The 12,803-nt window shown below is 59.2% G+C and carries 10 protein-coding genes; 7 read left to right on the forward strand and 3 right to left on the reverse strand.

Annotated features, from left to right (window positions below; genetic code table 11):
* Window positions 1-12 precede the first annotated feature (12 nt).
* Window positions 13-876, reverse strand: a complete 864-nt coding sequence (locus H8F23_RS09630) for a M24 family metallopeptidase (protein WP_228759180.1) — start codon at window positions 874-876, stop codon at window positions 13-15.
* A 454-nt stretch (window positions 877-1,330) separates the two neighbouring features.
* Here H8F23_RS09630 and H8F23_RS09635 point away from each other — a divergent pair, with 454 nt between their 5' ends.
* From H8F23_RS09635 to H8F23_RS09660, 6 genes are all read left to right on the forward strand, one after another.
* Window positions 1,331-2,392, forward strand: a complete 1,062-nt coding sequence (locus H8F23_RS09635) for a fimbrial protein (protein WP_228759181.1) — start codon at window positions 1,331-1,333, stop codon at window positions 2,390-2,392.
* 283 nt (window positions 2,393-2,675) lie between these two features.
* Window positions 2,676-3,224 carry a fimbrial protein gene (locus tag H8F23_RS09640; RefSeq protein ID WP_093433268.1) on the forward strand — a complete coding sequence of 183 codons (549 nt, stop codon included), beginning with the start codon at window positions 2,676-2,678 and terminating at the stop codon, window positions 3,222-3,224.
* A 91-nt stretch (window positions 3,225-3,315) separates the two neighbouring features.
* The gene (locus H8F23_RS09645; RefSeq protein WP_194934190.1) at window positions 3,316-4,056 is read left to right on the forward strand and encodes a fimbrial biogenesis chaperone; all 741 of its coding nucleotides are present in this window, start codon (window positions 3,316-3,318) and stop codon (window positions 4,054-4,056) included.
* Window positions 4,057-4,129: 73 nt separating this feature from the next.
* Entirely contained in the window at window positions 4,130-6,634 is a 2,505-nt protein-coding gene (locus H8F23_RS09650) for a fimbria/pilus outer membrane usher protein (protein WP_194934191.1), read from the forward strand.
* Window positions 6,635-7,053: 419 nt separating this feature from the next.
* A complete protein-coding gene (locus H8F23_RS09655) occupies window positions 7,054-7,416 on the forward strand; it encodes a DUF6124 family protein (protein ID WP_194934192.1) in 363 nt (120 codons plus the stop codon).
* Window positions 7,417-7,877: 461 nt separating this feature from the next.
* On the forward strand, window positions 7,878-8,591 hold the full coding sequence (locus H8F23_RS09660; protein ID WP_194934193.1) for an NYN domain-containing protein: 714 nt from the start codon (window positions 7,878-7,880) through the stop codon (window positions 8,589-8,591).
* Window positions 8,592-8,620: 29 nt separating this feature from the next.
* Here H8F23_RS09660 and H8F23_RS09665 read toward each other — a convergent pair whose 3' ends face one another.
* A complete protein-coding gene (locus tag H8F23_RS09665; RefSeq protein ID WP_194934416.1) occupies window positions 8,621-9,424 on the reverse strand; it encodes a 2OG-Fe(II) oxygenase in 804 nt (267 codons plus the stop codon).
* A gap of 205 nt (window positions 9,425-9,629) precedes the next feature.
* Between H8F23_RS09665 and H8F23_RS09670 the strand changes: the two genes are divergently transcribed.
* On the forward strand, window positions 9,630-10,601 hold the full coding sequence (locus tag H8F23_RS09670) for an AraC family transcriptional regulator (RefSeq protein ID WP_194934194.1): 972 nt from the start codon (window positions 9,630-9,632) through the stop codon (window positions 10,599-10,601).
* Between the two features lie 242 nt (window positions 10,602-10,843).
* On the opposite strand, the gene H8F23_RS09675 is transcribed toward H8F23_RS09670, so the two are convergent.
* Window positions 10,844-12,763, reverse strand: a complete 1,920-nt coding sequence (locus tag H8F23_RS09675) for a tyrosine-protein phosphatase (protein WP_194934195.1) — start codon at window positions 12,761-12,763, stop codon at window positions 10,844-10,846.
* Window positions 12,764-12,803 lie beyond the last annotated feature (40 nt).

A 12,803-nucleotide genomic window follows, 5' to 3' on the forward strand; every position in this document is an offset into this window, starting at 1 on the left:
GCTCAGTCAGACTCAGTCGATCAACTTGCTCAGGACTCGGTGCCCATCCTCCGTCACCTCGACCATCGCCGAAAGCATCACGCTATCTGCACCGTCCCGGGTGAGCACGGTCCAGAGTTTCGGCGGCAGAAACCGCACGCCGACGCGACCGGACTTTGCCACCACATAAACGTTTAACACCTGCCCGGTCTCCATCAAGGCTGCATCAGCGTACTCGCCCCTGTAACCGAGCACGTGAGGTGCCTGAACCCGCATCTGGCCCATGGCATAACCCGACAGCTCCTGCACGGCGACCGCATCGCCGGCATCAAGCTCCTGTTGAATCGCGCTACCGATATTCGATACACGCTCGCCGGCCCGAATCTGAGCGATACCACTTTGCAGCGCGCGGCGCGCCGTCATCAACAGTTGCCGCTGCTGTTCAGTGGCATCGGGGGTAGCGAATGTCCATGCCTGGGCAACATGGGCTTGGGGTGATGCGGCGATCAACTCCACTTTGACCAATGCAGCCTCGGGGAAAGGCTTGTCAGTGGGAGGAGCGTTGCCCACTTGGTTATTCACTGATACCGGCACTGCCTCCGGGTATCCCTTGTACCCCACGGCCATCGGCCGCCAGCCGTATTGCGAAAACTGCTTCAGTAAAAAGTCCTGAATCGCGATACCGCTACCGCCCTCGCGGATCATCGGTTTGACCTTGAGCAGAAGGTCACTGGCCATGGGGGCGAGCAGTGTTTCCTCAGCCAGAACTGTCCCGCTATCCAGCTGAGCAATGCGCGCACCCAGTTTTCCGTTACCGGCGGCGTACTGGTCGTAGCGCGACTCGGTGGCAATCACACTGTTACAAAACAAAAATGAAAATATTCCAAGCTTTTTCAAATCGTCGCTCCTTTGACGCGAATGACGGGGATCAAGGATCGAAGCCTGCATCCTCACCACAGATTATTTTTCGTTCAGCTTGTATCGGCTCAGTGAGCAGATCTTGAACCAGTCGTGGCCGAGGCAGTGAATTCTCTGCAAGTTGACGGGATCGAGCTGCGCTGGAGCGTAAAACGAGATTCAACGTTAAGTTGATTTTCGGCAGTTTCGAATGACTGCATCAGCAATGTTCGCTGATCAACATCAAGCCGATGCAATTACCTCGAGAAACACGCCTTGAATCTCGCCGCGACCGAAACCTCTGGGAAATTTCCTACACGCCAGCGGGAAGCCGGCTATTCGATGCATGCCTTGTGATCGTGATAATTCAGCCCTTCGTTGGCCAACGCCAACAACGTCCAGATGCAGTCAGCCTGCATTGAATGGCCGTTTTCTTCTCAGGAGGACACATACCATGAAGATCGGGTTAGGGATGCTGGGCGGGCTTGGCGCATCGGCGTTGATGCTGATGGCGGCGCCGGCGATGGCGGCTTGCACCTGGGCGACGGGCAACAATACGGTCAAGCAGTTGACGCTCACCGGTGGTGCGGTGTTCGCACCGCGAGACGTGCCGATCGGCACCACGTTGAACACCAACGCCACCATGCGACAGCTGAATTTCGGTGACACCTTGCAGTGCTATGGCTCCGCCACCTATAACACAACACTGGTCGGTCCGGTGGCGGTGAACATTCCGGTGGACGTGCTGGATGTGCCGGCCAATGCCTTACTGCAGACCAACGTGCCCGGCATTGGCCTGGCCATCTACATGACCGGTTTCGCTACCGCATGGAATACGCCGCCGGGCAACCCCAACCGATTCATTCCCTTCAACATGTATCGCACCGCCGCCAGCCAGGCGAACATGACCCAGGCGATGATGCGGTATGCGCTGATCAAGACGGGTGACATCGCGCCCGGCACCCACACCATCAACCAACTGGTCGCCACGGGCACTTCGGACATGGGCCCCATGTTCGACCTGACCTTCACCGCCACTGTAACTCTGGCCGGTTGCTCCCTGCCAGCCGCACCGGGCAACCAGATCAACGTGCCGATGGGCACTTGGGAAAAACGCGTTTTCAACGGCAAAAACTCCACCACCCAGGCCCAGCCGTTCGCCATTACCCTCAACGCCTGCATCGCCGGCAACAACTACCCGTCGAACACCAACGGCTACTTCAATGGCAACTTCGCCAACATTCAGATCGATGCCGACAAGACCTCAACCATCCTCGACGCGGCCAACGGTGTCCTGAGCCTGTCGAGCGATTCGACGGCGCAAGGCGTGGCCATTCAAGTGTTGCAGGACAACGGCACGCCGATGAATCTGGGCCAGCCCGTGCGCCTCAATCGGATCGTCAACGGTGTGACTTCAGTGCCGCTCCGAGCCCGTTATATCCAGACCGGCGATGGGCCGACGCCGCAGCCCGGCACCGCCAATGGCCATGCGAGTTTCACCGTGACTTACCGCTGAACCCCGCTGCAAAAAAAACCGTTTCAGTTACCCAACGCTCCCCTTTGCCATCGCCGATTCCGCGCGCTGCCAAGTGGGAGCGTTTTTTATGGCGGCGCTGGTTAGCCGGAAGCAAGCGCTGGGAATTTTCCTACAAGCAAAGGGATTTTCCCTACATAGCGCCCTGATCCGCATCCCGATAATGAGCCTCAGACGCCACGCTCTGCCCCCAACGGGATGGCGACGTCGAACCGTCTCAGGGCCCCCGGGCTTAAGGACACCTACTCAATATCTGGAAGTGATCATGAAAAATTTTGCGCTCAAAGGTTTGTCCCTGGCCCTGGTTCTGGCAGCCGCTTCGCAAGCTGCAATGGCCGCCGACGGTGAAATCAACTTTGTCGGCAGCGTGACCGACAACACCTGCCCGGTGGTGGTTTCCGACCTCAACGGTTCGGCCGGTGCCGGCGACGTCGGCCTCGGCAGTGTGCCGGCAACCTCTCTGGCCACGGCCGGCGCAGTAGCGGGCGGCGGCGCGTTCACCCTGACGATCGACACCACCGCACCGGGCTGCAACGTCACCGGCAAGAAAGCCGTGGTCAAGTTCCTTTCGCTGAGCGGCAACGCCGGTTCCAGCGGCCAGTGGATCGGCCTGCTGCCGGAAGCCGGCGTGGCCACCAACGTCGCCGTGCAGATCAAAGATGCGTCCGGCAAAGACGTGCAACTGGGCCTGGAATCCTCGCCTTATCTGGACCTGACCCAGCCGCTGCGCTTCACCGCCAACTACGTCGCCACCGGCGCAGCCACTTCCGGTCCGGCGAACGCCAAAGCCGCGTTTACCGTCGACTACCAGTAAGTCCGGTCAGCCTCCGGCGGCGATTGGCGCCGCCGGATGCCCTTCCCTTTGCCACGGTTTTTGTGGCCGTGCCGACAAGAGGATGAACGCAATGAACCCAGCAAAAACCTCCTTCAAAACCGCATCGGTATTGGCCGTGTTGTTGAGCGCAACGTTGCTCAGCAGTTTCAGCCAGGCCGGTGTGATGCTCGGCGGCACGCGTATCGTGTACGACGGCAACAAACGCGATGCCTCGATCACGGTCAGCAACACCACGGCCGAGCCCTACGCGGTGCAAGCCTGGATCAACACCGAGGCCGACGACAACACCACCGCGACCCCGTTCGTGGCCACCCCGCCGCTGTTTCGCCTCGATCCGCGCAAAGAGCAAATGGTGCGCATCCAGAAAGTCCCCGGCGATCTGCCGCAGGACCGCGAATCGGTCTTCTACTTCAACGCCCAGGAAATTCCACTGGCCGGCAAGGCCGACGCCAACACCCTGAAGATCGCCATGCGTACGCGGATCAAAGTCTTCTATCGCCCGCCCACCCTCAAGGGCAGCCCGATGGATGCGCCGCCGCAACTGCGCTGGAGTCTGCAGCAGGAACAAGGCAAACCGGTGCTGGTGGTCAGCAACCCGACAGCGTTTCACGTGTCCTTTATCGGCGTGAAAGTCGAGGCAGGTGCGCAGGTCGTTGAGGTCAATGAACCGAAGATGGTCGCACCGATGAGCAGCCAGCGTTACGCGCTGCCGGGTTTCAGCGGCCGCAGCGGCGCCGTGGTGTTCTCTGCGATCAACGACTACGGCGGTTACAGCGAGCCGAAAAAAGTCGAGCTAAGCAGCGCCCCGTAAAACCGCCCCCTTTCCTTGCGAACCTGCCTGCACGCTGCCGATGCCGCGTGGCGGCCGAGTGTTGAGTATTGTCATGCGAATCGAAGCCCTGAACCGTCATCGTCAGTCCGCGCCTTTTGTTCCATTGCATCTGTCGGTCGCCATCCTCGCGGCGCTGATGGGCAGCTCGGTAAGCGCAGATGAACCGGCGAAGTTTGATGCCAGCTTCATGCAACCCTTCGGTGGCGCCAGCGCCGGGCCCAACCTCGATCTGGACGCCATCGCTAACAGCGGCAGCATCGGCCCCGGCACCTATCCGGTGGTGATCCGGCTGAACCAGAGCTTTTTCGACCGCCGCGACATGACCTTCGCCAAGGACGCAAAAAGTGCTGAAGTGCGCGCCTGCCTGTCCGAGGCGTTTCTCAAGGAACTGGGGGTCAAGGTCGATGCATTCCTGACCCCGGGTGAAACATTCCCCGCGTGCATCGACCTTGCCGAATTGATCGAAGGCGCCTCGGTGAGTTTCGATGCCGGGCGTCTGACCCTCGACATCAGCGTGCCGCAGATCGCCCTGCGCCGCGATGCCGCCGGTTATGTCGCCCCCGAGGAATGGGACCGCGGGATCAACGCGGCGATGCTCAACTATCAGTTCTCGGCGGCCAACACGCAGTCTGACGCCCGAGGCAACGGCACGCAGTACAACCTCTACGCCAACGGCGGATTCAACCTCGGCGACTGGCGTTTTCGCTCCAGCTCCTCCTTTCGTCAGGATGAAGATGGCCAGCAGGACTGGCAGCGCAGCAACACCTACGCGCAGCGCGATCTGACCGCGATCAAAGGCACGCTGACCCTCGGCGAAAGCTTCACCCCGGGCGACGTATTCGACAGCATTCCGTTTCGCGGCGCCCAGGTGGCGTCTGACATGGGCATGCTGCCGGACTCGATGCAGGGTTATGCGCCGATCATTCGCGGCATCGCCGAAACCCAGGCCAAAGTCGAAGTGCGCCAGAACGGTTACTCGCTGTACACCACGTACGTAGCGCCCGGCGCGTTCGAAATCGACGACCTCAACGCGGCATCGGGCAGTGGCGACCTGGAAGTGATCATCACCGAAGCCGACGGCCGCGAGCGGCGCTTCACCCAGCCGTACGCCACGCTGGCCAACATGCTGCGGGAGAAAACCTGGCGCTACAGCGCCACCGCCGGTGAGTACAACGCCGTCGACGGCGGCCAGCGTCCGGTCTTCGCCCAGGCGTCGCTGGCGTACGGTTTGCCGTTCGACCTGACGTTGTATGGCGGCCTGTTGGGCGCCGACTTCTATCGCGCCGGCGTCGTCGGCGTGGGCAAAAGCCTTGGCAGTCTGGGCGCCGTGTCGTTGGACGTGACCCAGGCCCAGACCGATGTGCCGAGCGGTTCCGGGGTCGCGGCCGGTAAAGAGAAAGGCCAGAGTTTTGGCGTGCGTTACGGCAAGGCCTTCGAGACTGGCACCTCGGTACGCTTCGCCGGGTATCGCTATTCCACCGAAGGCTATCGCGACTTTGATGAAGCGGTGCGTCTGCAAGAGCCGAATGAATTCAACACGTTCTCCAAACGCAGCAAAGTCGAAGCCAGCATCAACCAGGCCCTCGACAGCTACGGCTCGTTCTACCTGAACATGAGCAAGCAGAACTATTGGGGCACCTCGCGAGAAGACAAACAGATGCAACTGGGTTTCAACACCCAACACAAAGGCGTGACTTACGGCATCTACGCCAGCAAGACCCTGACCGACAACTTCGGCCAGAACAATCAAGTGGTGTTCAGCGTATCGATGCCCATCGGCCAGACGCGCAGCACCGGCACTTACACCGTCACGCGCAACAACGACGGCAGCCTCGACCAGCGCGCCGGCCTGAGCGGTCGCGACGGCAACCTCAACTACAACGTCAACGCTAACCGCTCCGACAACGGCGGCAACAACGGTTCCGCCCTGATCGGCTACCGCGCACCGTTCGCCCAACTCGGCGCGGGCGTCAGCGTCGGCAGCGGCTACCGCCAGACCTCGGTGAGCGCCGCCGGATCCGTGCTCGGCCACAGCGACGGCCTCGAGTTCGGCCAGACCCTCGGCGAAACCGTGGCCCTGGTCGAAGTCAAAGACACCCCGGACGTCGGCGTTCTCAACGCTCCCGGCACCCTGACCAACGCCAAGGGTTACGCCCTCGTGCCGTACGTCACGCCGTACCGCAAAAACCGCGTGGCCCTCGATACCGGCGAGTTGGACAACAACATCGACATCGAAGAAGGCGTGACCAACGTCGTACCGCGTCGCGGCGCCGTGGTCAAAGCCAGCTTCGCCGCCAGCCGCTCGGAAAAAGCCCTGCTCAACGTCCGCCTCAAGGACGGCAAACAACCGCCGTTCGGCACCACCATCACCAACGAAAAAGGCACCAGCGCCGGCGTCGTCGGCCAGGCCGGTCAAGTGTTGTTGTCGGTGGGTGAAGGCAAGGTTTACCAAATGAAATGGGGCGAAAAAGCCGAACAGAGCTGCCGCATCGAACTGGATGTAAGCAAAGCACCGATGGTCGACGGTTATCGCGTGGCGGACGCCGTGTGTAAGTAAAACCGAGGGATGATACGCGTTGATGATCGACGCTGTTTAAGGATGCCAGGCCTCACACGCCTGGCATTTCAACGACCGGTTTAAAAACGTTCCGAGATACGTCCGGCAGGCTACAACGCCTTGCGCCGTTACCTACGACTACGCCAGAATCCGCCGGCTTGTGCGCCGGGTGGGCGGGTTCTATCGTGGGTCGGTCACTGAATAGCAGTGATCGGGTTTGGTAGCCCGTGTATACAAGGTGCGCAATTTCACTATTGGCGAAAGTCTTCGCCTGGCTTTTATGGTGGTCATGCGCAGGGCGCTTTCGAGCGCGCCGGTTTTCCTTGTGTCCCGGTCTACCAACCTGTGCATGGCCGCCACCCATCGTTTGGTAGCGAGAGGGTGATGGCTCCTTTTAAGCGACACAAGGGAGTTACATCATGTTCAAAATCACACCGAATCCGCCAGAAACCGATCCAATTTCGGGCGACGAATCCCCCGACGCCAGGAAATTCAACGAAGCCGTCGACCGCGCCCTCTCCCATTACCTCGGCCCCGCCCCGGAAATCATGCTCACCCCGTACCAAACCAACAAGATGTTTATCGCCAACCCGAATACCAAGACTGAGGAATTGCTGGTGAATGCCAGCGAATCACTCGGCTCGGCCTCGGTGATGCTTGGGGATGTGATCGGGCTGGTGCAGGGGCCGGCACGCAAGACGCTGCAAGGCATTGCGCAGGTAGTAATGCTTGGGGAATTGGCGGTGAATCGGGCGTTGGATAACGTGGTGCCGGTGGAGTAGCGAAAATTCCTCCATGACGGGTGGGATGCCGTCATGGAGGTTGATCAGACATGCCCACCAAGACTGCAAATAAATCCGTCCCTTTTTTCTCTTTTCTACTGCCTAGATCGGCAATCGATATGCATCAATATGACTGCCCCGTACAGGCAAGAATGAAAATTCAAAAATGTCTTTTTTCCACCACATTGGGGCTACAACGAGCCGCGCTTTTGCCTACAGAATTTGCGGAAGTAGCCGGCTTGTAGGCTTCCCCCCGGAGCTTTATTGTTTCCCCCGTCACTGCCTTCCAGCAAAAAGCGTCAGGCATACAAGATCCAACCAAAGTTGTTCAAACCGAAAAGGTGTGGTTGACGTCGATGTTGGCTCCACCTAATCTGCTCCCATCCCGCCCAAGGCAGTAAGCAGTCCTAATCATCCAGGACGCGCCAAACCCTTGGGCGTTTTGTTATCAGGAAGAAAGCATGCCTACAGCGGTATTGGTCGATGGCGCTTTTTTTATCAAGCGCTTTCGAAGGATTGAACCTCAAAATGCGTTCAATGCTGAACGTGCTGCCGACCTTGTCCATCGATGGGCAACCGCCCACCTCTTTAGCAAAAATGCTAGTCGCCCGCTCGGCCATCACCAGGATTTAACTCAGCGCCACAGGAAAGAACTGTACCGGATCTTCTTCTATGACTGTCCTCCGCTGGATACCAAGCAACACAATCCGATATCCAAGAAGGCCGTGGATTTCTCCAAGTCTAAAGAGGCGGTATTCAGGAGGGAGCTTCACGCAAGACTGCGTAGTAAACGCAAAATGGCATTGCGGCTCGGCCACTTGTCGAAAGATGTGAAATGGACAATCAAGCCCTTGAAGATCGCAGAGCTCCTGAAAGGAAAAATTCAGATCACAAACCTTACAGAGCATGACGTAAGCATCGAGACCCGACAGAAAGGCGTTGATATGAGGATAGGTGTCGACGTTGCGTCTTTATCGTTTAAACAACAGGTCGATCAGATCGTGTTGATTGCAGGTGACGCAGACTTTGTACCCGCAGCAAAAATGGCCAGGCGTGAAGGCGTTGATTTCATACTTGATCCAATGTGGCAGAACATCCCTGATGGATTGATGGAGCATATCGATGGATTGCGTTCGACATGCCCGAAACCACCTTTAAGGACAAGTGACCTGTAAATGAGCGCTTCCCTGATTGCGCAGCCTCCTCACCCCTTCTTCTTAAACAATTTATTCACGTAATACCTCAAACTCCACCGATCCTTCGGCCGCGGCTTATAGTGCGTTTTATTCCTCTGCCCCGGCTCCCCACCCACTCCACTCGCCGTGTAGTAATAAAGCGCAATCGACCGCCGAGTGATGTGCTCCGGCGTAGTCAACGGCTCCGGATGTCCATGATTACTGTCCTTATCCGTATTGAAAATCACACACCGGTTATAAACGGGCAGCACTTTCTTCAGACACTTCTTCATCCCCACATCCCAAAGCTCCAGGTTGCCGCCGTACGCCTCCTGCCAATCTTCGGTCAGGTAAATGATCACGTTCAACCGACGCTCAACGTTGAGCTTTTTGTTCAGTCGAAAATCCGAGTGCACGCCGAGGAAGCCGCCGGTTTTGGTTTCGTGTAATCCGCCACCCGTAAAGTAGGGATCAGGAATCAGCCCTTGAATGCCGGTGAGTTTTTCGAGGAATTCCAGCATGGGTGCGGAGTTGAAGGTGTTGAACACGTTCTTCAGGTACGGGCTGCAGGCGTTGGGGCTGATCTGGCGTTTGAGTTGGCCTTTGTAGCCGCGCTCGTAGATCTGTTCGTTGTCGGTCGGTTCGACCGGGAAGTGTTCGCGGATGCTGGCGATGACGTCTGCTTGCAGGAAGTTGTCGATGACGATGTGCGGGAATGGCGTGGCCTGGGTGTATTCGCTGGTCAGCGATTCGCCGAAAGCGCTGGCGGCGGTTTGGTCGAAGTCGAGTTCCGGGGTCAGGGTGATGGGGAGTGTTTGTGTGTTGGCGTGCATTGCCGCTCCGATAATCCGTTGAATACAGTGCGAGCAGGTTGCCATGTCGGCCATGGCCTGCCGAGTGTCCTTCGCTTAAACGTGGTGCGGCGCTGTAACGACATGTTTCCGACTGTCACAAACGCGTCATATTGCCTCTGCTAATCTCCTCGGCGCCCTGCCCTACACCACAGTCCTAGAGCCCCCAACCGAAGGTGCCGCCAAGGTGTTTCCGACCCCCGTTCGCCAGCCAATCATCCTGCGCTCCGACAATCTCCGTTCCGATGACTTCGGCGCGCTGTTCTCCCGATTCTTCGGCAACCGTTATTCCGACTCCCCGCCGCTGCCGTCGAACATCATTATCGGCGGCGTTTACGGGCGGCACGATGGCGTCAGTTTCCGGCGCATGCATTACCAAGGCGATTTCAGCGTTTCGTTTCCCGATCCACAGGACGAGATCACGTTTGTGATCCCCACGGCGGGCAAGATCGTTTTCAACCACGCGACCGAGTCCATCGGTGTGACGCATGTGGGCCTGGCGGTTGATAAGGCCGATATTCGTTCGATGCGCTTTGTTGATGATCATGCGCATCACGGCATGTCGATCAATCGTCATCAACTCACCGAACGGCTGTCGATGCTATTGGATAAACCGATTCTGCAGAAGATCGTTTTTGCACCCAGCGTGGATCTAAACACCGCAGCGTTTCAGGGCATTCGGGCGTTGATTGATCTGGCGACGGGGGCGGAGTTTGATCTGTTGCTCAACAGCGGGACGTTGATGCCGTCGCGATTGCGCGAGATGTTGGTTGATGCGGTGCTGGAGGCTTGGCCGCATAACTTTTCCGAGGCGTTGCGGCGGCCCACGGCAATGGTTGCGCCACGGCATGTGAAGTTGGCGGTGGAGTTTATTCAGGCGCATCCGGAGCAATTGGTTAGTGGTGTGGATCTGGCGCGGTTGAGTCATGTGAGTCAGCGGGCGTTGCAGGAGGGGTTTCGGCGGTTTGTCGGGATGTCGATTGTGGCGTATCAGCGGCAGGTGCGGCTGGAGCGGGCTTATGAGGTGTTGAAACGGCGGGATTCGGGGTCGGTGACGGAGGTGGCGTTGCGGTTTGGGTTTAGTAATGTGGGGCGGTTTTGTCGGTATTTTCAGGGGGCTTATGGGGTGAGTCCGGCGGAGTTCAGGGCTCAGGACTAATCAGTTCATAAGATGAAATGCTAATTGTGGGAGCGAGCTTGCTCGCGAAAGCGGTGTATCAGTCGACGATGTGTTGGCTGGTCTGGCGCTTTCGCGAGCAAGCTCGCTCCCACATTGGTTTATGGGGTGTCTTTGGAATTGATGGCATCCCACAAGTTTTTTTGGTGTGCCTGAGATTGATGGCATTCCACAGGGATCTATGGTGTTTGTTGGATGGGGGTCGTCCTTGACCACCACTTGTTTTAGAACGCGTAACTGGCCTTGAGGCCGCCGTTGAAGCCGTGGCTGTCGCCGCCGCCATTGGCGCCCACTTCTGCGCCCAGGCTCAGGGCGCCAAGGCTGGCCATCACATTCACACCGCCACTGAACTGATCGCGATTATCAAAAGCCGCGCGTTGTTCGATGTCCAGGCCCAGCAGGTGACTTTGGCTGTCGACCTGGTTGTCGCCGAGTGTGCGTTCGTAACCCACTTGCACGCCGGGCACCAGTTGCCATGTGCCCATCGTCACCGGGGCGAAACCTACGTTGAGGTTGGCGACGGCGCTGCGGCGGGTGGCGCTGTTGTCGTCGACGTCGAGGGACAGTTCACTGCCCTTCTCTTTGAAGCCGTTGAGGTCGAGGTGGCTGACGCGAAAACCGAGGCTGGGTTCGACGGTCATGCCGTTGACCGGGGCGCGATAGCCCAACGCAAGCGTGGCGCCAGTGAGGTTACCGTGGCTGTCCCCCTTCGCGGTGCCGAGGCCGCCGCCGAGGTCGCGTTTGCTGTCGTAGTCGACATAGCCGGCGCTGGCGTTGGCGTCGAGGAACAGGCCTTGTTCGAGGCTGGTGAAGCCGTAGCGCGCGCCGACGTTGAGGAAGGTGAAGTCGGTGTCGGCTTCGCCACCCGCGCCGCCCACCGTGCCTTTGCTGTAGCCAAAGCCGCCACGTGCGCTGAGCTGTTCGCTGAAGCGCTGGGTGATGCCGACCATCAGGCCTTGGCTGTGTTCGTTGCTGCTCTCGGCGTGGGCCGAGCCGTCGGTGCCGAGGTAGCCAGCGAGCGCGGTGGTCCAGAGGCGATATTGGCCGACCTTGAGGTCAGTACCGCTGGCGAATGGCGCGGCGGCTTGTTCGATCATCGCGTTTTGCCGCAGCAGGTAGCTGGCGGCGTCGGCGTGCACCTGGCCGCCGACCTGGGATTCAACACCGCCGAGGGTGCCGGCGTCGATGGCCGATTGCAGGTAGTAGTTGTAGGCGCTGTAGGTGCCGGACAGGTTGGTGTTCTGCAATTGGCGAAGCAATTCGGCGCCGGCGGCGGCGTTGCCGATCAGCCCGGCCTGACCCGGCAGGCTGTTGTATTCGACCAGTTTGCCGCGCAGGACGTAAATGGTTTCCTGCGACAGACCGAGACCTTGTTTGAGGTAGTTGTCCATGCTGCCGTATTGCGCGGTGACTTCGTCGAGGCCGGCTTGCAGGTAACTGGCCTGCACGCCGAGCAGCGGCTCGTAAATGGCGGCCATGCTCGGCGGCAACGCTTTGAGCGTGGCGGCGACGCGGGCGGCGGTGTAGTCGTTGGTGGCGAGGTAGTTGGCCATGATGGTCGCGTTGTCGACCCCGGCGATGCTCTGCAACACGGCGGCGGTCCAGCCGGTGCGGTCCTTGCCGGCGGTGCAGTGGAACAGTTGCGCGGCGTCGACGCTGGCGAGTGCGTTAAACAGCTTGCCGAACTGGCCGCGCATGCCGGCGTCACTGACGAAGGCGCGGTTGGTCTGCTCCATCATGGCGATGGCGTCGGCGGCGCTTTTAAAGGAGATGTTAGTGATGTTAGAGCCGGAGGTGGTGCTGCCGATGATGTCGATATTCTGGTAGGTCGCGCCGCTCAGCATTGTGTCGGGAGTCGCGGCGATTTCGCTGGGAGTGCGCAAGTCGTAAACGGCTTTGATGCCGAGGCTGTTGAGGGTCGCCAGGTCAGAGGCCGTTGGAGTTACGGCGTTGGCGCGGTAGAACACGCCAGCGCGCATCGTGCCATCGTGTGCGGTGGAATACGCGGTGGTGGTGCCGGCAACATCGCGAAAATTGTCCATGCCCTGAAGGCGCGGAGTGTCGAGCAGCACGGGCTCGGCAGCATGGGCGGCGGCGATGGACAGGCTCAGTACGGACAGCGAACACAGCAGACGTTGAAACACAGTGCAGCCTCATTTCGGTTAGCGTTGAGCTGCCTACTAT

This window comes from Pseudomonas neuropathica, assembly GCF_015461835.1.
Taxonomy (GTDB): domain Bacteria; phylum Pseudomonadota; class Gammaproteobacteria; order Pseudomonadales; family Pseudomonadaceae; genus Aquipseudomonas; species Aquipseudomonas neuropathica.